Origin of the sequence: Paraburkholderia sp. RCC_158 (genome assembly GCF_041355255.1) — a bacterium.
Classification (GTDB): domain Bacteria; phylum Pseudomonadota; class Gammaproteobacteria; order Burkholderiales; family Burkholderiaceae; genus Paraburkholderia; species Paraburkholderia graminis.
On record NZ_JBFUPM010000002.1, the window covers coordinates 200,258 to 224,146 of the forward strand.

The window sequence follows — 23,889 nt, forward strand, 5'->3', positions numbered from 1 at the left end:
GCTCCTCGACCTGGGCTCGAACCAGGGACCTACGGATTAACAGTCCGGCGCTCTACCGACTGAGCTATCGAGGAACAGCAGTACAACTTGATCTACATAAAAAAGCCCGTCTTGGTTAACGGGCCTTTGCAATTCTTGGCTCCTCGACCTGGGCTCGAACCAGGGACCTACGGATTAACAGTCCGGCGCTCTACCGACTGAGCTATCGAGGAACAGAACAACAACAGCAGAGAAACGGAATTGTAGGAGCAGCTTTCGCACCTGTCAATACTTCGCGTTCATCTCGATTTGGCTGAAACGGCCGCGTACCGACAGCGCCGCAACGCTCAGCGCACCAGCAGCGCGAGCTTTTCCTTGACGTCCTTGAACTCGTCGGCTTCCGGCAGCGGCGCCTTCGTCTTGGTGATGCTCGGCCAGTTCTTGGCGAGATCGGCATTCAACTCGATGAAGTTCTGCTGGTCGCCCGGCACGTCTTCCTCGGCGTAAATGGCGTTCACCGGGCACTCGGCCACGCACACAGCGCAGTCGATGCATTCATCGGGGTCGATCGCGAGGAAGTTGGGACCTTCGCGAAAGCAGTCCACCGGGCACACATCGACGCAGTCGGTATAGCGGCACTTGATGCAGCTTTCGGTCACAACGTGAGTCATTCAGGCAGCTCCTGCATGCGGAATCAGAAAGGCGCAAACGCCAAAAGCGCTATTGTAACGTAACGTCAAGAGGCGCATGCGGCATCACACAACGCCTTTTATATGTTTTCGTGATTAGTTTATTGCGCGCGAAAACAGTATCCCGCCGACGGCAAGCGCCGCCGCGCGGGCCGCGGCCGGGAGCCTGAAGGCCGGCGCATTCGGGTAACATGCGTCAAGCCGGTGCGCACGAGGCGCGCCGTATGCATGGGTTGAGTCACGCCTCCCGTACTTCGCAGTCCCGTTCGCACCATCATGATTATTACTTCGCTGCTCGACACCGATCTGTACAAGTTCACGATGATGCAGGTGGTCCTGCATCATTTTCCCGCGGCCAACGTCGAGTACCGCTTTCGTTGCCGCACGCCGAACGTCGACCTCGTGCCGTACATCGGCGAAATACGCGCGGAAGTGCGCAAGCTCTGCAAGCTGCGCTTCACCGACGAGGAACTCGACTACCTGCGGCGCATGCGTTTCATCAAGGGCGATTTCATCGAGTTTCTCGCGCTCTTTCATCTGAACGAGAAGTACATTTCGATCGAGCCTTCGCCGAAGAACAACGGCGAGATCGACATCGAGATCAAGGGTCCGTGGCTGCACACGATCCTGTTCGAGATTCCCATGCTCGCTATCGTCAACGAAGTCTATTTTCGCAACACGCAACAGGAACCGGACTACAGCGAGGGTCGCGGACGCCTCGTCGAGAAGATGAAACTTCTCGGCGCGCGGCCGGAATTCGCCGACTGCAAGATCGCCGACTACGGCACGCGCCGCCGCTTCTCGAAGCAATGGCACGAAGAAGTGATCCTCACGTTGAAGGACGGTCTCGGCGAGCAGTTCGCCGGCACGAGCAACGTCTTTTACGCGATGAAGCACAGCCTCACGCCGCTCGGCACGATGGCGCACGAGTACTTGCAGGCGTGCCAGGCGCTGGGTCCGCGGCTGCGCGATTCGCAGATCTTCGGCTTCGAAATGTGGGCGAAGGAATATCGCGGCGACCTGGGTATCGCGCTCTCCGACGTGTACGGCATGCAGGCGTTTTTGCGCGACTTCGACATGTACTTCTGCAAGCTGTTCGACGGCGCGCGTCACGACTCCGGCGATCCGTTCGATTGGGGCGAGCGCCTGCTCCAGCACTATGAAGCGAACCGTTGCGATCCGCGCACGAAGATCCTCGTGTTCTCCGACGCGCTCGACATTCCCAAAGTGCTGCAACTCTACGAGCGCTTCCGCGGACGGTGCAAGCTCGCGTTCGGCGTGGGCACGAATCTGACCAACGACCTCGGCTATAACCCGCTGCAGATCGTCATCAAGATGGTCCGCTGCAATGGGCAGCCGGTGGCGAAACTGTCGGATTCGCCGGGCAAGAACATGTGCGACGACAAGGCGTATCTCGCGTATCTGCGGCAGGTTTTCGGCATCGCGCAGCCCGAGGAAGAGCCCGCGAAGTAGCGGGTTTGTAGCGCGTTTGTCGCGTGTCCGATGTGTTCCTATGCCGTTTGGCCAGGGTGTTCGCGCGGAGGGTGGCCGGTATAATTCCTCGCATGCACGCCCCGCATCTCGCATGGCCATGCACACGAGGACTATCGAGGACTTTCGCATATGGACACATCGATTGCCCGCCGCAATATCCTGGCGCGCATCCGCGCGGCGCAAGGCCGTCAGCCCGAGCCGTCCGCGTCCGAACGCGAGGCCGCGGCGGATTATCTCGCGCGCCATCCGCCGGGTCCGCGCCCCGACATGCCTGCGGATCTCACCGCGCGCTTCATCGAAGAAGCGCAGAAATTGTCCACCACGATCGACACGGTCGAGTCGCTGAGCGACGTGCCGATCGCCGCACATCGCTATCTGGTTGAACATGCATTGCCGTTGCAGGCGATCGCGTGGCAGACGCTGCAGGATCTGCGTTGGAGCGACGCGGGCCTCACCGTCGAATTTCGCAAGCCGAAAGACGGCGACGTGGTCGGTCTCACCGGCTGCTTTTGCGCGACCGCCGAAACCGGCTCACTCGTGCTGCTGTCAGGGCCCGAGACTTATGCGTCGGCCGGCCTGCTTCCGGAAACGCACATTGCCATCGTGCCGGCTTCGCGCATCGTGGCGGGACATGAAGAAGCGTTCGCGCTGATTCGTAGCGAGCGGGGCGAGTTGCCGCGTGCGGTCAACTTCGTTTCGGGGCCTTCACGCACCGGCGATATCGAACAGACCATCGTGCTGGGCGCGCACGGGCCCTATCGGGTGCACGTGATCGTCGTACTCGGCGCCTGAGCGCGGCGGCGGCGATTCGCCGATGTACGCCGGCTTGCGCCGTCAGTTGCCATTTCAAAGAACCAGGGAATCTGTTGCATATGACTAGACGTGCCGCTCCGGCGAGCATGGTGCTCGCTGCTGCATTGACGTTAATGAGCTGGCCTCAACTTGCGTGCGCCGCGACATTGGATGGCGCAACGCTTTCCGCGCTATGGGGATTGCCGTTCGCCGGCGTGCTGCTTTCCATTGCCGTCTTTCCGCTCGTCGCGCCGGCTTTTTGGCATCACCATTTCGGCAAGATCGCGGCGGCGTGGGCGCTGGCGTTTCTGGCGCCGTTCGCGTTCGCATTCGGCGCAGACGTTGCCTTCGCCACGCTCATCCATGCGTTACTCGAAGAGTACATTCCGTTCATCGTGCTGCTTACCGCGCTCTACACGGTCGCGGGCGGTATTTGCGTGCGCGGCAATCTGCACGGCACGCCGCGGCTGAACGTGACGATCCTCGCGCTCGGCACCTTGCTCGCGAGCGTGATGGGCACGACCGGCGCGGCCATGCTGCTGATCCGGCCGTTGCTGCGCGCGAACGATAATCGGCGGCATGTCGTTCACGTCGTCGTGTTCTTCATCTTTCTGGTGGCGAATGCCGGCGGCTCTTTGTCGCCGCTGGGCGATCCGCCGCTGTTCCTCGGCTTCCTGCAGGGCGTCGACTTCTTCTGGACCACCACACATCTCGCGTTGCCGATGCTGTTCGTGTGCGCCGTGCTGCTCGTCGCGTTCTATTGTCTCGATTCGTATTATTTCCATCGACGGGAAGAGGAGCGCTCGCTCTTCCTCGATCCGACGCCGGATTCGCCTCGGCTCGGGATCGACGGCAAGATCAATTTTGTGCTGCTCGGCGCGGTGGTCGGCCTCGTCCTGATGAGCGGGCTATGGAAGCCGGGCGTGAGCTTCGACGTGTTCGGCACGCACGTGGCCCTGCAGAATGTCGTGCGCGACGTTGCGCTCATCGGCGTCACGGTGCTTTCGATTCTGTGGACGCCCCGTGCGGCTCGCGCAGGCAACGACTTCAACTGGGCGCCGATCGAAGAGGTCGCCAAGCTCTTTGCCGGCATCTTCGTGACGATTGCGCCGGTCATCACGATGCTCCGTGCGGGCGAAGCCGGCGCGTTTGCCGGCATCGTGCATCTGGTCAACGATTCCGCAGGCCAGCCGCACGACGCGATGTACTTCTGGGCGACGGGCCTGCTATCTTCGTTTCTCGACAACGCGCCCACCTATCTCGTGTTTTTCAACCTGGCCGGCGGCGACGCACAGTCGCTGATGACCACCGGCGCGACCACGCTGGCCGCGATCTCGGCGGGCGCGGTCTTCATGGGCGCGAACAGTTATATCGGCAACGCGCCGAACTTCATGGTGAAGTCCATCGCGGAGTCGCGCGGTGTGCGCATGCCGAGCTTTTTCGCTTATCTCGGCTGGTCAGGCGCGGTGTTGTTGCCGCTTTTTCTCGTCACCGGCTGGCTGTTTTTCTGACACCGGGCCTGCTGCCGAGGCCGTCTTACTCGATTCGCTACACGGAGAATTGCAATGCAGAAGATCCTCGTCGCCCGTCCGATTTTTCCTGACGTGATCGAACGGCTTCAACAGTATTTCGACGTCGACTGGAATCAGGGCGACGTGCTGCCGGCGGAAGAACTGAAGCGCCGCCTTGCCGACAAGGACGGCGCGCTGACTGCCGGCGACCCGATCGGCGCCGACGTTCTCGCGGCCGCGCCGCGTCTGCGCGTGGTGTCGAATATGGCGGTGGGCTACAACAACTTCGACATGGCCGCGTTCAACGCGGCGAACGTGCTCGGCACGAACACGCCGGACGTGCTGAACGAATCGACCGCCGACTTCGGCTGGGCGCTGATGATGGCCGCGGCCAGGCGCATCGCCGAATCGGAGCACTGGCTGCGCGCGGGCAAGTGGCAGAAGTGGTCATACGACGGCTTTCTCGGCGGCGACATCCACGGCTCGACGCTGGGCGTGATCGGCATGGGCCGTATCGGTCAGGCGCTCGCGCGGCGTGCGCGCGGGTTCAACATGCAGGTGATCTATCACAACCGTTCGCGCGTCGCGCGGGAAATCGAAGCTGAGCTGAACGCCGAATATGTGTCGAAGCAGGACCTGTTGCGGCGTGCCGATCATGTCGTGCTCGTTTTGCCGTACACGCAGGAAAACCATCACACGATCGGTGCGGCCGAACTCGCGCTCATGAAGCCGACCGCGACGCTGACGAATATCGCGCGCGGCGGTATCGTCGACGATGCGGCGCTCGTTCAGGCGCTGCGTGCAAAGCAGATCGCCGCAGCCGGTCTCGATGTGTTCGAAGGCGAGCCGAATCTGAACCCGGACCTGCTCACAGTGCCGAACATCGTGTTGACGCCGCACATCGCGAGCGCGACAGAAGCGACGCGCCGCGCGATGGCCAATCTCGCCGCGGACAACCTGATCGCCGGTCTTGGCGAAGGTCCGCGCGCGGGTCAGCCGCCTAATCCGATCAATGCCGAAGTCATCGGCCGGGCGCGTGCATGACGATGATTCTGATCGCGGCCGTCGCGGTGCTCGCGGTCGCTCTCGTGCTTGCTTTGGCGTTGCTGATGCGCGGCCGAGGCCGCGCCGGCGAACAGGAACAGTTCGACCTGCTGAACGAACGCATCGACGCGGCAGCCGATGCGCAGGCGCACGCGTATGAGCGCCTCGAGCGGCAATTGCGCAACGACATCACGGAGACCGCGCGCGTTTCGCGCACTGAGCAGAGCAGCGGCTTTGCGCATTTCCAGCAGACGCTGGCCGCGCAATTCAGCAGCATGACGACGGTGCAGGGCGGCAAGATCGACGGATTCGCGCAACAGCTCGACGCGGTACGCCACAGTCTGCAACAGCAGGCGCAGCAGGCGCGCGATGAACAGGGGCGCTCGCTCAAACAGTTCGGCGATACGCTCAGCCTGCAACTCGGGCACCTCACCGAGGCGAGCGACCGGCGCTTCGCCGAAGTTCGCGCGACCATCGAGCAGCGGCTGAAGGACATCGAGGCGAACAACGCGAGCAAGCTGGAAGAAATGCGCCGCACCGTCGACGAAAAACTGCACGCCACGCTCGAACAACGCCTGGGCGAATCGTTCAAGCTCGTGTCCGACCGGCTCGAGCAGGTGCATCGCGGCCTGGGCGAAATGCAGACGCTTGCGGCCGGCGTCGGCGATCTGAAGAAGGTGCTGACGAACGTCAAGACGCGTGGTACCTGGGGCGAAGTGCAACTCGAAGCATTGCTCGAGCAACTGCTCACCGCGGACCAGTACGCGAAGAACGTGGCGACGGTGCCGAAAAGCGCGGATCGGGTGGAGTTCGCGATTCGCTTGCCGGGGCGGGTGGAAGCAGGTGTGGCGGGCGCGGCCGGTGCCGCGGGCGGCGCGGCGGCGCCAGTGTGGCTACCAATCGACGCGAAATTTCCACGCGAAGACTACGAACGCCTGATCGACGCGCAGGAAAGAGCCGACCCGCTCGCGGTAGAAGAAGCGTCGCGCGCGCTCGAAGCGCGGATTCGCGCGGAGGCACGCAGCATCGCCGAGAAGTACGTGTCGCCGCCGCACACCACCGACTTCGCACTGCTGTTCCTGCCGACCGAAGGCCTGTACGCCGAAGTGCTGCGTCGGCCGGGGCTCTCGGATCTGCTGCAACGCGAGTATCGCGTGACGATTGCCGGTCCCACCACGCTGACCGCGTTGCTCAACAGTTTGCAGATGGGTTTTCGCACGCTTGCCATCGAACGGCGCTCGAGCGAGGTGTGGCAGGTGCTCGGCGCGGTCAAGACGGAGTTCGGCAAATTCGGCGATGTGCTCGCGAGGACGAAGGCGCAGCTCGAAACGGTCACGCGTTCCATCGAAGCGGCGGAGACGCGCACTCGCGTAATGAACCGCAAGCTGCGCGACGTGGAGGCGCTACCCGGCGAGGAGGCGAATGGTTTGATAGGCGGCGGTGCAGTGCCGGGCATCGAGCCCGATGAGCAGTGAGGTAACAAGAGGCTGACGCCACGCGTGGACATCGGCGGTCCGCGCCTGCTGCCCGACCGGGCCCGCGCTCGCGGGCTCGGCAGCAGTGACGCGGAACGCAGCGCGCGTCATGCTTCTTCGGGTGCGTCGGTCAACTGGATTTCAATGCCGCCGAAGCGCGACGCCACCCAGTTGTACGCGTGGCAGGCGATCCACAGCAGGATGAAGCCGAGAATCGCATTCAGCAGCAGCGCGCTGAACACCGTGCTCAATTCGACCGAACCGTAGCGCACGAACGCGACCAGCACGCCCAGCAGCACGATAGGCACGGAGAACGTCAGGTAGACGAGGATAAGTGCTTTGGCCGTTTGTCCCGGTGCAATGAACGAGATCTGTTTTTTCATGTAAGTCAAACCCGCATGTCGTAGTGGTAATGGGTAAAACAAATGTGCCGGTGATGACAGCGCCGGATCGCGAATATTCGACGAACCGTTAGATCAGGCCGTGGAACAGCATGATACTGACGCGCTCGCCCTCGGCAACGTCGCCGTCTTCATGGCCGAGCACGATGAAACAATTCGCCTCGCTCATCGAACTCAGCACGCCCGAGCTTTGCGACTCTGTCGGCGTGACCTGCCATTGGCCGTTTGCATGCTGGGCGGCGATGCCGCGCTGAAACTCCGTGCGTCCGGGGCGCTTGCGGATCGAGCGCAGGCTTGCCGCGTGGATCACCGGCAGCGGCTGCGGCGTGGCGCCCGACATGAGCAGCAGAACCTCGCGCACGATCTGATAGAACGTCACCATGACGGCCACCGGATTGCCCGGCAGACCGAAGAATAACGCAGGCAGTCCGACGCCCGGCCGCTCGCCGGACCAGATGCGGCCAAATGCGAGGGGGCGGCCGGGGCGCATGGCGAGACTCCAGAACGCGACGTCGCCGAATGTTTGCAACAAGCGCCTCGTCACATCCGCCTCGCCGACCGAGACGCCGCCCGAGGTCAGCACCACGTCCGCGCTCGCCGCGGCGCTGCGCAACGCGGCTTCGAGCGCGGCGGGTTCGTCGCGGATCACGCCGAGATCGAGCGTGTCCACGTTCAGGCGCCGCAGCATCGCAAAGAGCGTGTAGCGATTGCTGTCGTACACGGAGCCCGCTTCGAGCGGCTCGCCGAGCGAGCGCAACTCGTCGCCGGTCGAAAAGAACGCGACGCGCAAACGCCGCCGGACATTGATTTCGCCGATGCCGAGCGAAGCCAGCAAGCCTAAATCGGACGCGCGGATCACGCGGCCCGCGCGCAACGCCGCATGGCCGCGGGCGAGGTCCTCGCCGGCCAGGCGCCGGTTTGCGCCGGCCTGCACGGCGTCGGCTGCAAAACGGATCGACGCAGAATCGGCGCTGCGCTCGACCAGTTCCTGCGGCACGACCGTATCGCAACCGTCCGGAATGCAGGCGCCCGTCATCACGCGCACGCATTGCGCCGTTGCTTCGACGCGGCCCGCGAACGGATGGCCCGCCAAAGCCTTGCCGACCACCGCGAGTTCGACGGACGGCGCGCCGCTCGTCAATGCGGCGCGATTGAACGCATAGCCGTCCATCGCGGAATTGTCGTGCGAGGGAACGTCGATCGGCGAGACGATGTCTGCGGCGAGCACACGGTCGAGTGCATCGCGCAATGCCACGCGTTCGACCGCGGCGACGGGCGTGGCCCACTCGCGAGTAATCGCCTGAGCCGCCGAAACAGGCAGCGCATGAGGATCGTACTGCGCGACGCAGCGGGAAAATTCGTTTTGCGTGGTCATGAAGAAGCGGGACGTCGCGGCCGGCGGCGGGCGTGGCGCTTGCCGTGCGGCGGAGCGGGATTTCAGCCGGGACCCCGATGACGCTCGAGGTCGGCGAGTTCTTGTAAAGAATTGATATTGTAAAACGCGCGCTCGTCGGTAAAGGCGACTTCCACGGTCGTGTGGCGCGCGTACCACGCGCGGACCTTGCGCTCGCCGGCTTCGAGAAAATCCGCGAGGTCGTCGGCGAGACGGGTGCGCAGCAGCGCGAAGACAGGGTGGAGCGATACGTTGCCGCCGGCGTCCGAGGTCGTGACGGTGGCGATGTCGGCCGCGCTCGACTCGAGCGCTTCAGCGAGCCGTGCACCCAGATCCACGGGTAGCCACGGCGTGTCACACGGTGCGCTCAGCAGATAATCGCTTTGGGCCGAGCGCAAACCGGCGAGCAAACCGGCCAGTGGGCCAGGAAAGTCGGGCAGCGTGTCGGCGACGATCTTTGCGCCGAACGGCGCGCCGAGTGCGGCGTAAATGTCCGCGTGACGATTCGCGCTGATCAGCAGCGCGGCGGTTTGTGGCGCGAGGCGCTTCAACACATGCGCGGCGAGCGGTTCGCCGTGCAGTGGCTGCAAGCCTTTGTCGACGCCGCCCATGCGGGTGCCGCGCCCGCCCGCGAGCACGAGGCCGGTGATCCGTTCGCGTGTCGGCCGCCGGGTTGGCTCCATGCGCCGATCAGCCGCCGATGTACGACATTTCGACGCGGCGGGCATCCTGCGCGCCCGGGTCGGCCGCGTTGCTGCCGCGCAGTTGCGAGTAGCGGTCGCCGCGGCCTTGCCAGATTTCGGCGACGGCGGTCGCGATGTCGGCGTCGCTTGCTCCGGCGCGCAGTAGCGCGCGCAGGTCGTGGCCCGCCGATGCGAACAGGCACAGGTACAGCTTGCCCTCGGTCGAAAGGCGCGCCCGTGTGCAGCTTGCGCAGAACGCGCGCGTGACGCTGGAGATCACGCCGATCTCGCCGCTTCCGTCCGCGTAACCCCAGCGTTGCGCGGTTTCCGCGGCGCTATGCGCTTCGAGCGGCGCAAGCGGGAAATGCTCGGCGATGCGCGCGACGACGTCGGCGGAAGGCAGCACTTCGGTCATGTTCCATCCGTTCGACGTGCCGACGTCCATGTACTCGATGAACCGCAGCACCGTGCCCGAGCCTTTGAAATGGCGCGCCATCGGCACGATTTCGCTGTCGTTCGTGCCGCGCTTGACCACCATGTTGACCTTCACGGGCGCGAGTCCCACAGCCTGCGCGGCGGCAATGCCGTCGAGCACGTCGGCTACCGCGAAGTCCGCGTCGTTCATGCGGCGAAACAGCGTGTCGTCGAGCGCGTCGAGGCTGACCGTCACGCGAGTCAGGCCAGCGTCTTTCAGGCTGCGGGCTTTGCGCGCGAGAAGCGAGCCGTTGGTGGTCAGCGTCAGGTCGAGCGGCCGGCCGGCCGGCGTGGTGAGTTGCGCGAGCCGCTCGATCAGGAATTCGAGGTTCTTGCGCAGCAGCGGTTCGCCGCCCGTCAGACGAATTTTCTCGACACCATGCGCGACGAAGAGCCGCGCAAGCCGTTCGATTTCCTCGAAGGTCAGCAACGCGCTGTGTGGCAGGAACGCGTAGTCCTTGTCGAACACGGCGCGCGGCATGCAGTAGACGCAGCGGAAATTGCACCGGTCCGTCACCGAAATGCGCAGGTCGCGCAGCGGGCGCGCGAGCGTGTCATGCAGCGCGCCGCTAGGCGTTTGCAGCGGACCGGAGATGACCGGCGCCGCGCTGAGATCGGCAACAGGGATGATGCGTCGGGACATGGGTTGCTTGGGTTGCGCCAAACCGGGAAGGCGAGTTCTTCATTCTATCGGAAATGCATGTTCCAGCAGGGCGAGGGCGGGCGCCTTCGGGGTTTACGGGGATGGCTACTGGCTGCGGGCTGACTGCGGTTCTTCGGGCGAAAAAAAGCCCGCCGGTGAGGCGGGCTTTTCGAAAGCGGCATCGCAAACTTACTGCGGATGCCTGTTGGTTTCAACTTGCTGCATCGGCGCGCTGTCGGTCGGCGGTAACGGCTTGCGTTCGCGCACGACGCGCGGCGGCTTCACCGTCTGCGCGGCGGCTTCCTGCGCGGCGCGCAGCTTGTCGGCGTCCGTATTGACCCAGACGAGACCGGCTTTCTCCAGCACGGGCTTCAGCGCTTCCGCCGAAACCCCGCCGTTGAACGACGCCTGAGCCGGCCTGGCCGCATGCGACACCTCTGCTGCCTGCGTGGCTTGCACGGCTTGCGACGGCGCTGCAATCGCCGGCTCCACTGCCGGCGCGGATTCGTCCTCGGCCGGTTTCGGCTCGACGATTTCGGCTTGCGGCGCGGGCTCAGCGACCGGCGCGGCGACTACTTCGGCCGGAGCGGCGGGCTCGACGTGAGCCGGTGCTGCTTGCGCTTCAGCGGCGGGCACAACAGCCGGTGCCTCTTCATGAACGACCGGTTCTGCAGCCGGCGATACCGTTTCCGCAGCCGCGAGGACTGCCTGAGCCGGTTCGGCGGGCGCGGTGGGCGCGACCGGCGCTTCGGCAACCGGTTCGACGGCAGCCGGAGCAGCCGGCAGTTCCGCGACCGGCACGATCGTTTCGGTCTTCGCAGCCTTTTCGGCGGCGAGGGCCGGCGTTTCCGTGGCCGCGTGCAGTTCACTGACGACAGCCTTTTCGGTCGCGACAGCCGCAACGACGACTTCCACCGGCGCCACTTCATTCGCTTCGTTCGCTTCCGGCTTGCGTTCCACCGGCTGCTGGGCGACGCGCACGGGTGCGTCCTCGCTCACGTTGGCGTTGTCGCCTTCCGCTTCCGCGACGTCCGCAGCCAGATTGCCGTTGACGTCTTCCTCACGCTCACGACGACCGCCACGACGGCCGCGACGGCGACGACGACGCTCTTCGCCCTCACGCGCCACCGCTTCCTGATCGACCGGCGCAACGTTTTCAGTGAGGGCGGCCTGGTTTTGCGCCACGTCCTCTGCGATCTGGGTATCGGCTTGCGTCAACGCGTCCGCGGTTTCCGTCTGCGGCTTGCGACGCTCGCCGCGCTCAGTACGTTCGCCACGTTCACGACGCTCGCCGCGTTCCTGGCGTTCGCCACGCGGGGTGCTTTCGACTGCCTCGGCACGGTCGGCGCCGCGGGTGTCGCGGTCGCGGCCTTCACGGCCTTCGCGTGCTTCGCGCGGCTCACGGTTCTCACGCGGTTCGCGGTTGCCACGCGGTTCGCGTGCTTCCCGTGCCTCGCGCGGTTCACGGCCTTCGCGTGGTTCCCGAACCTCGCGTCCCTCGCGTGCTTCACGCGGTTCGCGTTCCTCACGACGCTGCGACGGCTGCTGGCCTTGACGGCCGCCGTTCGCACCTTCACCACGCGCTGCCACGTCACGGCCGCCCGCGCCGCCACGGCGATTGCGGTTACGATCGCCGCCGCGTTCGCCGGTACGCTCACCGCGCTCCGTGCGTTCGCCGCGCTGCGGACGGGCCTGCTTTTCTGTCGTAGCCGGCGCAACCGGTGCCGGCGCCGCCGGCTGTACGCCGAACAGATTCTTCAACCAGCCGATGAAGCCGCCGCTCGCCTGCGTCACCGCAACCGGAGCCGGTGCCGCGACCGGACGAACCGGCGCGCTCGGCGCCGGCTTCTCAGGCGTGATGCCCTTGACCGCCGCTTCCTGCTTCGGCTTCACTTCCTCGGTGCGCTTGCTGTAGCCGGTTTCCGACTCGAGCTCGCGAGCCGCTTCCTCGGCCATCTTCCAGGACGCGCGCGGCTCGTCGAGGCGGGCGTCGTCGTGACGCAGACGTTCCAGCTTGTAATGCGGCGTGTCCAGATGCTTGTTCGGCACCAGCACGACGTTGACCTTGAAGCGCGACTCGATCTTGTTGATTTCCGAGCGCTTTTCGTTCAGCAGGAAGGCGGTCACCTCGACCGGCACCTGGCAATGGATCGCCGCGGTGTTTTCCTTCATCGCTTCTTCCTGAATGATCCGCAGCACTTGCAGCGCGGACGATTCGGTATCGCGGATATGACCCGTGCCGTTACAGCGCGGGCAGGTCACGTGGCTGCCTTCCGACAGCGCCGGACGCAGACGCTGACGCGACAGTTCCATCAGGCCGAAGCGCGAAATCTTGCCCATCTGGACGCGCGCGCGGTCGTGCTTGAGCGCGTCTTTCAGGCGCTGTTCGACTTCGCGCTGGCTCTTGGCCGACTCCATGTCGATGAAGTCGATCACGATCAGGCCGCCCAGGTCGCGCAGACGCAACTGGCGCGCGACTTCGTCGGCGGCTTCGAGGTTGGTGCGCGCGGCCGTTTCCTCGATGTCGGCGCCCTTGGTGGCGCGGGCCGAGTTCACGTCGATGGCGACGAGTGCTTCCGTGTGGTCGATCACGATCGCGCCGCCCGACGGCAGCGGCACCGTGCGCGAGTACGCCGTTTCGATCTGATGCTCGATCTGGAAACGCGAGAAGAGCGGCACGTCGTCGTGGTAGCGCTTCACCTTGCTGACGTTGTCCGGCATCACGATGTCCATGAAGGCGCGCGCCTGGTCATGGATTTCGGTGGTGTCGATCAGAATTTCGCCGATATCCGGCTGGAAATAGTCGCGAATCGCGCGAATCACGAGGCTCGATTCGAGGTAAATCAGCATCGGCTGGCCGGCCGAACCGCTTTGCGACGCGGCTTCGATCGCGCGCCACAGCTGCATCAGGTAGTTCAGGTCCCACTGCAGTTCTTCGGCGCTGCGGCCAATGCCGGCCGTGCGCGCGATGATGCTCATGCCTTCCGGCAATTGCAGCTGCGCCATGGTTTCGCGCAGTTCCTGACGGTCGTCGCCTTCGATCCGGCGCGACACGCCGCCGCCGCGCGGGTTATTCGGCATCAGCACCAGATAACGGCCGGCGAGCGAGATGAACGTGGTCAGGGCCGCGCCCTTGTTGCCGCGCTCTTCTTTTTCGACCTGAACGATCAGTTCCTGACCTTCCTTGAGCGCGTCCTGGATGCGGGCGGAGCGCATGTCGACGCCGTCGCGGAAATACTGGCGGGCGACTTCCTTGAACGGCAGAAAACCGTGGCGGTCTTCGCCGTAGTTGACGAAACAGGCTTCGAGCGACGGCTCGATGCGGGTGATGATGCCCTTGTAAATGTTGCCTTTGCGCTGTTCGCGCCCGGCGGTTTCGATGTCGATGTCGATGAGTTTTTGCCCATCGACGATGGCGACGCGCAGTTCTTCCTGCTGCGTCGCATTGAACAACATGCGTTTCATTGAACGGCTCCAGAGCGGCTCGGCCGGCCTCCGCTCCGCGGTTGTCAGGCGCGAGAGCGGGAGGCAGCGGCATGCCGCGCCTTATTGTGTTTTCACAAGCACGCTGGAGCGGGAAGAATGGCGGGAGAATTGCCTGAGAGGGCCCGGCTCCACAAACAAAGGAGCGCGGTGCCGCAGGGCACATGCGAACACGGCTTCAAATAACGACCCGACACGCCGCGGGTTCTGCCGGCAGACCTTCATAAACCCACGTCCCCCTCGCCGGCGCGCCGACTGGGCGCGGGACCGGAGGGTCGAAGGCTGCGGTCATGCCGCAACGGGAAGTTCGCGCAAGAGGCGCGTCTTTTCCTGCTGGGGGTGTCTCGCCTCATTTTGACGTCGCCAAGTCTTGCACTTTCTACAAGACGCCACGGGCGCACGCCGTATTTTCGCAACCTGCAGCTTCGTACAGCCGGGCGTAACGCCGCCCGATACCGAAGCTGGAAGTTAAATTCTTTTTTACCAAAATTCCGTTACCGTCGAAGCCGACCTTGACCGAACGCGCCTGTGGGCGCCGTCCCTGCCGGGTACTGACTTCGTGCGTGCAACTTGTTGCATCTCATTTTCAGGGCGAGCAACCAGCCCCCGGCACAAGTAAAATAACGATTTACGCTTGCACCTGCGCAGTCCGCCCGAATTCCGGACACTGCGCCGGCCGCCGCAGACTGCTGGGCAAATTATATTCAGAATGAAAGAGTTAGGCAAAATATCCCAGAAATCGGTAACAAGCGCGGTCGCGAGCGACCAGGTCTCCGTCATCGAGATCGACGACAGTGCGGCCGGACAGCGCATCGACAACTTTTTGTTACGCGTCTGCAAAGGCGTGCCGAAAAGCCATATTTACCGCATCCTGCGCAGCGGGGAAGTGCGCGTCAACAAGGGCCGGATCGACGCGCAGTACCGGCTTGAACTCGGCGATCTGGTGCGCGTGCCGCCCATCCGCGTCGCGCAACATGACGAAACGGTGCCGTCAGCGCCGGTTCCGAGCGCCGAATTCAGGATCATTTTCGAAGACGAGCATCTTCTTGTCATCGACAAACCGGCCGGCGTCGCGGTGCACGGCGGAAGTGGCGTCGCCTTTGGCGTCATCGAGCAGATGCGCCAGTCGCGCCCGCAGGCGAAGTTCCTCGAGCTCGTGCATCGGCTGGATCGCGAGACGTCCGGCATCCTCATGCTCGCCAAGAAGCGTTCGGCGCTCGTCAATCTGCACGATCAGATCCGCGAGAACCGAATGGACAAGCGGTACTATGCGTGCGTCCACGGCGAATGGGCGAGCGACTGGGGCCGCCGTCGGGCGGTAAAGGAGCCGTTGCACAAATATCTGACCGCGGACGGCGAGCGGCGCGTGCGCGTGCAGGCCGACGGTCTGGCGTCGCACACGGTGTTCAACCTGATCGACCGCTGGCCGGACTACGCGCTGCTGGAGGCGGAGCTGAAGACGGGCCGCACCCATCAGATACGCGTGCATTTGCAGCATCTGGAGCTGCCGATCGTCGGCGATGCAAAATACGGCGACTTTGCGCTGAACAAGGCGCTCGCCCGCTCGAACGCGAAGCCGGGGCTCAAGCGCATGTTCCTGCACGCTTACCGCCTGAAGCTCACGCATCCGGCCACTGGCGCGCCGCTGCAACTGGAGGCGCCATTGCCGGCCGAGTGCCGCAATTTCATCGCGCAGCTCAACGAATTACGAAATGGGTCATACCCGGAGACGGCACCGCATGGCTAGAGAGCAATTTGACCTGATCGTCTTCGACTGGGACGGGACGCTGATGGATTCGACTGCGCACATCACGCGCAGCATTCAGGCGGCGTGCCGCGATCTCGGTTTGCCCGTGCCCGCGGACGAAGCGGCGAGCTATGTGATCGGCCTCGGCTTGCGCGACGCGCTGCAGATCGCGGCGCCCACGCTCGATCCGGCCGACTACCCGCGGCTCGCCGAGCGCTACCGGTTTCACTATCTGGTGAAGGATCAGACCACGGAGTTGTTCGCCGGCGTGCGCGAGATGCTCCAGGAGCTGCGCGATCAGGGTTATCTGCTGGCGGTCGCGACCGGCAAGAGCCGCGTCGGCCTGAATCGTGCGCTCGATCAGGTGCGGCTCACGAGCCTGTTCGACGGTACGCGCTGCGCGGACGAAACCTTCTCCAAGCCGCATCCGGCCATGTTGCACGAACTGACGCGTGAACTGGGGCAGGACCCGGTGCGCACGGTCATGGTCGGCGATACGACACATGACCTGCAGATGGCGATCAACGCGGGCGTCGCGGGTATCGGCGTGACCTACGGCGCGCATCCGGCGGACTCGCTGAGCGCGCTGTCGCCGAAATATATGGCGTCGAGCATCAGCGCGCTGTCGGGCTGGCTGAAGGACAACGCATGAGTTCGGCGGAAGAGCCCGGCGGGCGGGCAACCGAGGCGGCGCAGGCCGTGCGCGTGTGCCGTTCGGAGGAGTTGGTCGACGGCGGCAGCGGCGTTCGGCGTGCCGCGCGAGCCGGCGCCGAAGAAGTCGTGGTGTTTTTCGTCCGCTACGACGGCCGCGCTTACGGCTATCTGAACCGCTGCGCGCACGTGCCGATGGAGCTGGACTGGGCAGAGGGTCAGTTCTTCGAATCGTCGGGTTTATACTTGATGTGCGCCACCCACGGGGCAATTTACGCGCCGGACACCGGCAAATGCGTAGGCGGTCCGTGCCGCGGCGGGCGGCTGCGAGCGCTCCAGGTCGACGAACGCGATACCCCGGAAGGCCGCGCCGTTTTCTGGCTTCCCGACGGCGAACTGCGGCCCATCGAGTCCTGATCGGCGTCGCTCCGTCTCTCTCCCTTACTGAAAAGCCTGAATGTCCGACAACTTGACGCCTGAATCCAAAGAGCCGTCCACGAACGGCCGCGCTAACGCCGAACCCGGCTGGGAGCGCGCGGCGCTCGAGCGCATCGCGCTTGCCGCGGTCAATGAACAACGGGCCGCGCGCCGCTGGAAAATCTTTTTCCGTCTGCTTTTCCTGGCCCTGGTGGCTTTCGTCGTCTGGACCGTGTTCGATTTTTCCGGCGACAAGCTGGCGGCTTCCGGCCGTCACACGGCGTTGATAGCGCTCGAAGGCGAAATATCGGCGAATACGCGTGCGAACGCCGAAGATATCAGCGCCGCGCTGGAAAGCGCGTTCGAAGACTCCGGCACGGCGGGCGTCATTCTCCGCTGCGACAGCCCCGGTGGCAGCCCGGTCCAGGCGGGCATTATCTACGACCAGATGCGGCGTTTGCGCGCGAAACATCCGTCAATTCCGCTTTATGTGGTGGTCGGCGACATGTGCGCGTCGGGCGGGTACTACGCCGCGGCGGCGGGGGACAAGATTTATGTCGACAAGGCGAGCATCGTCGGCTCGATCGGCGTGCTGATGGACAGCTTCGGTTTCACCGGGCTGATGGACAAGCTCGGCATTCAGCGCAGGCTGCACACCTCGGGCGAGAACAAGGGTTTTTACGATCCGTTCTCGCCCGAAACGCCGAAGATGGACCAGCACGCGCAGGAAATGCTCGACCAGATCCACGCACAGTTCATCGAAGCAGTGCGTCAGGGCCGTGGCAAGCGTCTGCATGAGACGCCGGATATGTTCTCCGGCCTCTTCTGGACGGGCCAGAAGAGTGTCGAGCTCGGTCTCGCCGATGGTTTTGGCGACGCGAACTACGTGGCGCGCGAAATCATCAAGGCGCCGGATATCGTCGATTACACGGTCAAGGAGAGCATTACCGACCGCGTCGCGCGTAAATTCGGCGCGGCCGTGGGCAATGGCGCGGTGCACGCGTTGGCGCTTGGCGGGAAGCTGGGTTTGCGCTGAGGCGAGGCGGCCGGAAAGGCTTGTGGGGCTTGTGCCGCGCGCCGGGACTAGCCGCGCGGTCCCCGTCTTCACCCTTCAGCCGCCCTCATCTCACGCCGCCAATATCAGAAAAATGGCGGGCCGCTTGTGCAAGTCGAGCGCCGGTTTCTTCTTCCAGTCCGCCACCGTGTGGCTGCGGATGGTTTCGGTGTCCAGCGTCAGGTCGACTGCGACGCAAACCAGCGTCGAAGGCGCGCAGGTGGCGAGCAATGTGTCGAGCAGCGCCCGGTTGCGGTACGGCGTCTCGATAAAAATCTGCGTCTGCTTGCCCTTGCGCGATTGCATTTCAAGATCGCGCAGACGTTTTGCCCGCTCTGCCGCATCGACCGGCAAATAGCCGTGGAATGCAAAGCTTTGTCCATTGAGCCCCGAAGCCATCAGCGCCAGCAAAATCGAGCTAGGCCCGACGAGCGGCACCACCTTCACACCGCGCTCGTGCGCCCGACGCACCAGCAGCGCGCCGGGGTCCGCTACCGCCGGGCAGCCCGCTTCGGAGACGAGGCCCGCGTCGGTGCCGGCGAGTAGCGGCGCGAGCAGTTTGTCGATTTCGCCGGCCGGCGTGTTGACGTTCAGTTCGCGGATCTCGATGTTTTGAATCGGCCGCTCGGTGCCCACTTTCTTCAGGAACGCGCGCGTCGTCTTCGCGTTTTCGCCGATGTAATACTGCAGCGCCGCGGCGCGGGCGCGCACCGGAGCGGGCAGGACAGCGCCGAGCGCGTCCGCGTCGCCTTCGCCTAGCGTGTTCGGAATCAGATAGAGCGTGCCGCTCATCGTGCCCCCAATAGCGGATAGCCCACCGTCAACAGCATGCCCGACAGCGCGATCAGCGGCAGGCCGATGAGTGCGGTCGGATCGTCGGAATGGATTGCTTCGAGCAGCGCAATGCCGAGCCCCTCGGACTTCGCGCTGCCGGCGACGTCATACGGCGTTTCGGCGCGCAGATAGGCTTCGAGCGCCGCATCCGGCAGGTCGCGAAACTGCACGCGAGTGACGACGTCGACGGTCTGCGCGGCCCCCGAGCGGCTGTCGAACAGGCACAGCGCGCTATGGAACAGGACCTCGCGGCCCCGCATCGCCTGCAATTGGGCGAGCGCCTTGTCGTGCGTGCCGGGCTTGCCGATTTGCAGGCCGTCGTAAGTGGCGACCTGGTCGGAGCCGATCACGAGCACCGCCTGATCCGGCGAAAATGTCCGGGCCACGGCGCGTGCTTTCGCCTCGGCGAGCCGCAAAGCGGTGGCCTCGGGCGTTTCACCGGCATGCGGCGTTTCGTCGATCGCGGGCACGGCCACGTCGAATGGAACGCGCAGGCGTTCGAGCAACTCGCGGCGATACGGCGAACTCGACGCCAGAATCAGGCGTGGCGGGCTTTTTGGGGAATCTGGCATGGTCGATCAACGGCTTGAAGGGCGGGGCATACAGGGTTGCGCGAAGGCCACGCCGGTACGGGCTTAAGTGTTTGACTCGAAAAGACAAAACGGATATGATTTTGGGCTTTTCATCGGTATGCTTGCGTCAGGCGGGCTCGGTGCGTGCTGAAGCAGATCGAGAGCAAATCAAGAACTGCCGGGCACATTGCCGAAGTTACGCGGGCATTCTCGCAACTGATTTACCCCGCGATTTGGCGGCGCGAAACAAACAAACGTCGACCAACAGCAAAAAGCGGCGAAACCTTTGCCGACGCAGGAGCGCACATGACTCAACATCCTGGCAAACCTGCAGGTCTGTCCGACCCGCATGAACTCGATCTGTTCGAATTTGCGCGGAGCGGCCGGCAGGCCGCGGGTGTCGTGCGCGTCTCGCAACTGCCGCGCATGTTAAACGAAGTCCCGGCAGAAGCGCCAGACCGCGATACCGGGTTCACCTGGCAAGCCGAAGGGTCGACGCAGCCGGAATTGCAGGACGACGGCACCGAGGGTCCCCAGCCGTATTTGAGGCTGGCGATTCACGGCGCGGCATGGCTCGAATGTCAGCGGTGCATGACCCCGTACTCGCAGGCCTTCAATGTCGACGCGACCTACCGGATCGTCAGCACTGAGGCGGAAGCCGAAGAGTTTCCGCTCGACGAAGATGAAGTCGAAGTGATCGTGGGCTCGCGCCAGTTCGATCTCATCGACCTGATCGAGGAAGAGTTGCTGCTTTCCTTGCCGCTTGTGCCCAAGCACGAGGTTTGTCCCGAGGTGCACGAGAGTCTCGTCTCTGGTGCGGCCGGTGCCGAGGGCGAGGGCGACGAAGCCGCGCTGGACGAAGCTGGCGAGGGCGAAGAGCCCGAGCCGCCGAATCCGTTCGCGGCGCTCGAAAGTCTCAAGCGCGGTGAGCCGGGCGACAAGAAGCACTGAACAGTTGCATGGGAGCGCGAAGCGGGGCGCATAGGCCATTCGGCCAGTGGCGGACACCGTGTCGGGCTGTGTTAGAATTCGGAAAATTTTTAGGAGTTAGTCATGGCAGTTCAACAAAACAAGAAGTCGCCGTCGAAGCGCGGCATGCACCGTTCGCACGATTTCCTGACGGCAGCGCCGCTGGCCGTGGAACCGAGCACGGGCGAAGTGCATCTGCGTCACCACGTTAGCCCGAACGGCTACTATCGCGGCAAGAAAGTCGTCAAGACGAAGAACGACTAATCGTTTCACTGCGTTGCGCCCACTGGCGTTTCGCGTGGCGATCAGCTCGCTTGACATTTTCCCGGCTCGGCAAAAAGGCGGCATTCAATTGCCGCTTTTTTATGTCTGAAATTCGCCGCACTCCATGACAGTAAAGCTCACGATAGATTGCATGGGAGGCGACCACGGCCCGTCCGTGACCGTTCCCGCTGCCGTCAACTTCGTTCGCTCGCATCCCGACGCGCAGTTGCTGCTCGTCGGCATTGAAAGTGCGATTCGTGCGCAGCTGAAGAAGTTGAAGGCTCAGGACCTGTCGGCGTTGACGGTCGTTTCCGCTTCCGAGATCGTCGCGATGGACGATCCGGTCGAAGTCGCGCTGCGCAAGAAAAAAGATTCGTCCATGCGCGTGGCGCTGAATCGCGTCAAGGAAGGCGAGGCGCAAGCCTGCGTCTCCGCCGGCAACACCGGCGCGCTGATGGCTGTGTCGCGCTATGTGCTGAAAACGCTGTCGGGCATCGAGCGCCCGGCGATTGCGTCCGCCTTGCCGAACCCCAACGGCTACACGATGATGCTCGACCTGGGCGCCAACGTCGACTGCGAACCGCAGCATCTGCTGCAATTCGCGGAGATGGGGCACGCGCTCGTGTCCGCGCTCGAAGGCCGCGAGCGGCCCACCATCGGCCTTCTGAATATCGGCGAAGAAGTCATCAAGGGCAACGACACCATCAAGCGTGCCGGTGAACTGCTGCGCGCGAGTACACTGAACTTCCATGGCAACGTGGAAGGCAACGACATCTTCAAAGGCACGGTCGACGTGATCGTGTGCGACGGGTTCGTCGGAAACGTGGCGCTCAAGACGTCCGAAGGCCTCGCGCAGATGCTGTCGAATATCATCAAGGAAGAGTTCGGCCGTTCCTGGCTCACGCGAGTCATGGCGGTGCTCGCATTGCCCGTGTTGATGCGTTTCAAGAAGCGCGTCGATCATCGGCAATACAATGGTGCCGCGCTGCTCGGCCTGCGCGGACTGGTGATCAAAAGCCACGGTTCGGCAGACGCCTACGCGTTTGAGTGGGCTATCAAACGCGGGTATGATGCCGTCAAAAACGGCGTGCTGGAGCGCCTTGCGCAAGCGATGGAAGAGAACGCGGGTTCTCTTGAACAGGCGGCGCGCGACGCAAGCGGTGCGGGCCACGCAAGCCCCATCGCAGGCCAGCCGGCCGAGCCCTACGCTGCGCAATCCTCGAAGGCATAATGGCTCAATCGACAATTTATTCCCGCGTCCTCGGCACCGGCAGCTATCTGCCGCCCGCGCGCGTCACCAATCAGGACCTCGCCGAGCGTCTCGCGAAGCAGGGCGTCGAGACGAGCGACGAATGGATTGTGGCCCGCACGGGCATCCATGCGCGCCACTTCGCCGATCCGGACGTCACCACGAGCGACCTCGCGCAGTTCGCGTCGCAGCGCGCGATCGAAGCGGCGGACATCGACCCGCAAGCCATCGACCTGATCATCGTCGCGACTTCCACGCCTGACTTCGTGTTTCCGAGCACGGCGTGCCTGTTGCAGAACAAGCTCGGCATCAAGAATCACGGCGCGGCTTTCGACGTGCAGGCCGTCTGCTCGGGCTTCGCCTACGCAGTCGCGATGGCGGACAGCCTGATTCGCGGCGGCCAGCATCGCACGGCGCTCGTCGTCGGCGCGGAGACGTTCTCGCGCATTCTCGATTTCAACGACCGCACGACCTGCGTGCTGTTCGGCGACGGCGCGGGCGCGGTGATCCTGCAGGCATCGGCTGAGCCGGGTGTGTTGGCCAGCGCTTTGCACGCGGACGGCAGCCATTCGGGCATTCTCTGCACGCCGGGCAACGTGAACGGCGGCGTGGTGGCGGGCAGCGCGTTCCTGCACATGGACGGGCAAGCGGTCTTCAAGCTCGCCGTCAACGTGCTGGAAAAGGTCGCGGTCGAGGCGCTCGAGAAAGCGAACCTGTCGGCCGATCAGATCGACTGGCTGATTCCGCATCAGGCCAATATCCGCATCATGCAAAGCACTTGCCGCAAGCTCGGCTTGCCGCAGGAACGCATGGTCGTCACGGTGGGCGAGCACGGCAATACGTCGGCGGCGTCCATTCCGCTCGCACTCGACGTCGCGGTGCGCGACGGCCGCATCAAGCGCGGCCAGAACGTGCTGATCGAAGGCGTCGGCGGCGGCTTCACGTGGGGCGCGTCGGTCATCCGCTACTGATAACGGGCCGATTTCCGGCGGCGCCTTTCAGGGCGCCTTGCGCCGCGTCCGCGCGCTTTGAAGCCGCGCGCCTACATCTGACTAAATCGTTTTTGGGGACGATATGAAATTTGCGTTCGTTTTTCCCGGACAGGGTTCGCAATCGGTCGGCATGCTCAACGCGTTTGCCGATCACGCCATCGTGCGCGAGACGGTTCAGGAAGCCTCCGACGCGCTCAATCAGGACCTCGGCAAGCTGATCGCCGAAGGTCCCGCCGAAGATCTGAATCTCACCACCAACACACAGCCGGTCATGCTGACCGCGGCCTACGCGATCTATCGCGCGTGGCAGCAGGCGGGCGGCCCGGCGCCGGCGATCGTCGCGGGTCATAGCCTCGGCGAATACACGGCGCTCGTCGCGGCCGGTGCGATCGCGTTTCGCGATGCCGTGCCGCTCGTGCGCTTTCGCGCGCAGGCCATGCAAACGGCAGTGCCTGTCGGCGAAGGCGGCATGGCCGCGATTCTCGGTCTCGACGACGACACGGTGCGCGCGGTGTGCGCGGAAGCGTCGGTTGCAGGCGTCGTCGAAGCGGTCAATTTCAATGCGCCGGCGCAAGTCGTGATCGCGGGGCACAAGGCTGCTGTCGAGAAAGCGTGCGAAGTGGCGAAAGCGAAGGGCGCGAAGCGCGCGTTGCCGCTGCCGGTGTCTGCGCCGTTCCACTCGTCGTTGCTCAAGCCCGCTTCGGATCAACTGCGCGAGTACCTGGCGAGCGTCGACGTGAAGGTGCCGTCGATCCCCGTCATCAACAATGTCGACGTCGCGATCGTCAACGAGCCGGCGCAGATCAAAGACGCGCTGGTGCGTCAGGCGGCCGGTGCGGTGCGCTGGGTCGAGAGCGTGCAGGCAATGGCCGCGCAAGGCGTCACGCACGTCGTCGAATGCGGGCCGGGCAAGGTCCTTGCGGGCCTGACGAAGCGCATCGACAGCAATCTGGTCGGCGCTTCGGTGTTCGATCCGGCCTCGCTCGAGGAAACGCTCAAGCTCGTGACAGCAGGCTAAGCGCGACGCCGCACAGACGCGGCAACTCGTATCGGCAATCAATCAGCCCTGCGAAGGGCAT

General features: G+C 64.2%; 22 protein-coding genes and 2 tRNA genes. 14 read left to right on the plus strand and 10 right to left on the minus strand.

Features of this window, described 5'->3' with window-relative positions:
• Position 1: 1 nt before the first annotated feature.
• From AB6809_RS05295 to fdxA, 3 genes are all read right to left on the minus strand, one after another.
• Positions 2 to 74: transfer RNA gene (locus AB6809_RS05295), tRNA-Asn, on the minus strand.
• 62 nt (positions 75 to 136) lie between these two features.
• Positions 137 to 212, minus strand: a tRNA-Asn gene (locus AB6809_RS05300).
• Positions 213 to 326: 114 nt separating this feature from the next.
• Positions 327 to 650, minus strand: coding sequence for a ferredoxin FdxA (fdxA, locus tag AB6809_RS05305; protein WP_006052862.1), 324 nt, complete (start codon positions 648 to 650; stop codon positions 327 to 329).
• Between the two features lie 294 nt (positions 651 to 944).
• Here fdxA and pncB point away from each other — a divergent pair, with 294 nt between their 5' ends.
• The 5 genes from pncB (at position 945) to AB6809_RS05330 (ending at position 6,984) form a co-directional block, all read left to right on the plus strand.
• Positions 945 to 2,141: a nicotinate phosphoribosyltransferase gene (gene pncB, locus AB6809_RS05310; protein ID WP_006052863.1), complete on the plus strand. Its 1,197-nt coding sequence runs from the start codon at positions 945 to 947 to the stop codon at positions 2,139 to 2,141.
• A 150-nt stretch (positions 2,142 to 2,291) separates the two neighbouring features.
• A complete protein-coding gene (locus AB6809_RS05315) occupies positions 2,292 to 2,954 on the plus strand; it encodes a lactate utilization protein C (protein WP_029967813.1) in 663 nt (220 codons plus the stop codon).
• 80 nt (positions 2,955 to 3,034) lie between these two features.
• Positions 3,035 to 4,465 carry a sodium:proton antiporter gene (locus AB6809_RS05320; RefSeq protein WP_029967811.1) on the plus strand — a complete coding sequence of 477 codons (1,431 nt, stop codon included), beginning with the start codon at positions 3,035 to 3,037 and terminating at the stop codon, positions 4,463 to 4,465.
• Positions 4,466 to 4,519: 54 nt separating this feature from the next.
• The gene (locus tag AB6809_RS05325; RefSeq protein WP_029967810.1) at positions 4,520 to 5,509 is read left to right on the plus strand and encodes a D-glycerate dehydrogenase; all 990 of its coding nucleotides are present in this window, start codon (positions 4,520 to 4,522) and stop codon (positions 5,507 to 5,509) included.
• Complete coding sequence (locus AB6809_RS05330) at positions 5,506 to 6,984, plus strand: DNA recombination protein RmuC (RefSeq protein ID WP_029967809.1); 1,479 nt, start codon at positions 5,506 to 5,508, stop codon at positions 6,982 to 6,984. Before AB6809_RS05325 ends, AB6809_RS05330 begins: the two co-directional genes overlap by 4 nt.
• Positions 6,985 to 7,091: 107 nt before the next feature.
• Here AB6809_RS05330 and AB6809_RS05335 read toward each other — a convergent pair whose 3' ends face one another.
• The 5 genes from AB6809_RS05335 to AB6809_RS05355 all read right to left on the minus strand — a co-directional run bounded on the left by AB6809_RS05335 (position 7,092) and on the right by AB6809_RS05355 (position 14,043).
• Positions 7,092 to 7,367 carry a hypothetical protein gene (locus AB6809_RS05335; protein ID WP_006053283.1) on the minus strand — a complete coding sequence of 92 codons (276 nt, stop codon included), beginning with the start codon at positions 7,365 to 7,367 and terminating at the stop codon, positions 7,092 to 7,094.
• Between the two features lie 88 nt (positions 7,368 to 7,455).
• A complete protein-coding gene (glp, locus tag AB6809_RS05340) occupies positions 7,456 to 8,760 on the minus strand; it encodes a gephyrin-like molybdotransferase Glp (protein ID WP_029967808.1) in 1,305 nt (434 codons plus the stop codon).
• A gap of 62 nt (positions 8,761 to 8,822) precedes the next feature.
• Positions 8,823 to 9,461 (minus strand): molybdenum cofactor guanylyltransferase MobA, encoded by a 639-nt coding sequence (gene mobA, locus AB6809_RS05345; protein WP_029967807.1) that lies wholly within the window; start codon positions 9,459 to 9,461, stop codon positions 8,823 to 8,825.
• 7 nt (positions 9,462 to 9,468) lie between these two features.
• A complete protein-coding gene (moaA, locus tag AB6809_RS05350) occupies positions 9,469 to 10,578 on the minus strand; it encodes a GTP 3',8-cyclase MoaA (protein WP_006053286.1) in 1,110 nt (369 codons plus the stop codon).
• 189 nt (positions 10,579 to 10,767) lie between these two features.
• The gene (locus AB6809_RS05355) at positions 10,768 to 14,043 is read right to left on the minus strand and encodes an Rne/Rng family ribonuclease (protein ID WP_371026060.1); all 3,276 of its coding nucleotides are present in this window, start codon (positions 14,041 to 14,043) and stop codon (positions 10,768 to 10,770) included.
• A gap of 727 nt (positions 14,044 to 14,770) precedes the next feature.
• Between AB6809_RS05355 and AB6809_RS05360 the strand changes: the two genes are divergently transcribed.
• From AB6809_RS05360 to AB6809_RS05375, 4 genes are read left to right on the plus strand one after another with little or no spacing between them, the layout of a single operon-like run.
• The gene (locus AB6809_RS05360) at positions 14,771 to 15,808 is read left to right on the plus strand and encodes an RluA family pseudouridine synthase (protein WP_006051925.1); all 1,038 of its coding nucleotides are present in this window, start codon (positions 14,771 to 14,773) and stop codon (positions 15,806 to 15,808) included.
• Complete coding sequence (locus AB6809_RS05365; protein WP_006051926.1) at positions 15,801 to 16,460, plus strand: HAD-IIIA family hydrolase; 660 nt, start codon at positions 15,801 to 15,803, stop codon at positions 16,458 to 16,460. Before AB6809_RS05360 ends, AB6809_RS05365 begins: the two co-directional genes overlap by 8 nt.
• The gene (locus tag AB6809_RS05370) at positions 16,457 to 16,876 is read left to right on the plus strand and encodes a Rieske 2Fe-2S domain-containing protein (protein ID WP_029967804.1); all 420 of its coding nucleotides are present in this window, start codon (positions 16,457 to 16,459) and stop codon (positions 16,874 to 16,876) included. Before AB6809_RS05365 ends, AB6809_RS05370 begins: the two co-directional genes overlap by 4 nt.
• Positions 16,877 to 16,916: 40 nt before the next feature.
• A complete protein-coding gene (locus tag AB6809_RS05375; protein ID WP_029967802.1) occupies positions 16,917 to 17,912 on the plus strand; it encodes a S49 family peptidase in 996 nt (331 codons plus the stop codon).
• Positions 17,913 to 18,002: 90 nt separating this feature from the next.
• Here AB6809_RS05375 and AB6809_RS05380 read toward each other — a convergent pair whose 3' ends face one another.
• Both AB6809_RS05380 and AB6809_RS05385 read right to left on the minus strand, forming a co-directional pair.
• Positions 18,003 to 18,722 carry an SAM-dependent methyltransferase gene (locus tag AB6809_RS05380; protein WP_029967801.1) on the minus strand — a complete coding sequence of 240 codons (720 nt, stop codon included), beginning with the start codon at positions 18,720 to 18,722 and terminating at the stop codon, positions 18,003 to 18,005.
• Complete coding sequence (locus AB6809_RS05385) at positions 18,719 to 19,336, minus strand: Maf-like protein (protein ID WP_029967798.1); 618 nt, start codon at positions 19,334 to 19,336, stop codon at positions 18,719 to 18,721. The genes AB6809_RS05380 and AB6809_RS05385 overlap by 4 nt, the downstream gene beginning before the upstream one ends.
• Positions 19,337 to 19,642: 306 nt before the next feature.
• Here AB6809_RS05385 and AB6809_RS05390 point away from each other — a divergent pair, with 306 nt between their 5' ends.
• From AB6809_RS05390 to fabD, 5 genes are all read left to right on the plus strand, one after another.
• On the plus strand, positions 19,643 to 20,287 hold the full coding sequence (locus AB6809_RS05390) for a DUF177 domain-containing protein (protein WP_371026161.1): 645 nt from the start codon (positions 19,643 to 19,645) through the stop codon (positions 20,285 to 20,287).
• A 102-nt stretch (positions 20,288 to 20,389) separates the two neighbouring features.
• The gene (gene rpmF / locus AB6809_RS05395) at positions 20,390 to 20,569 is read left to right on the plus strand and encodes a 50S ribosomal protein L32 (protein ID WP_006051932.1); all 180 of its coding nucleotides are present in this window, start codon (positions 20,390 to 20,392) and stop codon (positions 20,567 to 20,569) included.
• Between the two features lie 124 nt (positions 20,570 to 20,693).
• Positions 20,694 to 21,800 carry a phosphate acyltransferase PlsX gene (gene plsX, locus AB6809_RS05400; protein ID WP_006051933.1) on the plus strand — a complete coding sequence of 369 codons (1,107 nt, stop codon included), beginning with the start codon at positions 20,694 to 20,696 and terminating at the stop codon, positions 21,798 to 21,800.
• Complete coding sequence (locus AB6809_RS05405; RefSeq protein ID WP_006051934.1) at positions 21,800 to 22,789, plus strand: beta-ketoacyl-ACP synthase III; 990 nt, start codon at positions 21,800 to 21,802, stop codon at positions 22,787 to 22,789. The genes plsX and AB6809_RS05405 overlap by 1 nt, the downstream gene beginning before the upstream one ends.
• Positions 22,790 to 22,892: 103 nt before the next feature.
• Positions 22,893 to 23,828 (plus strand): ACP S-malonyltransferase, encoded by a 936-nt coding sequence (gene fabD / locus AB6809_RS05410; RefSeq protein ID WP_029967793.1) that lies wholly within the window; start codon positions 22,893 to 22,895, stop codon positions 23,826 to 23,828.
• Positions 23,829 to 23,889: the final 61 nt, after the last annotated feature.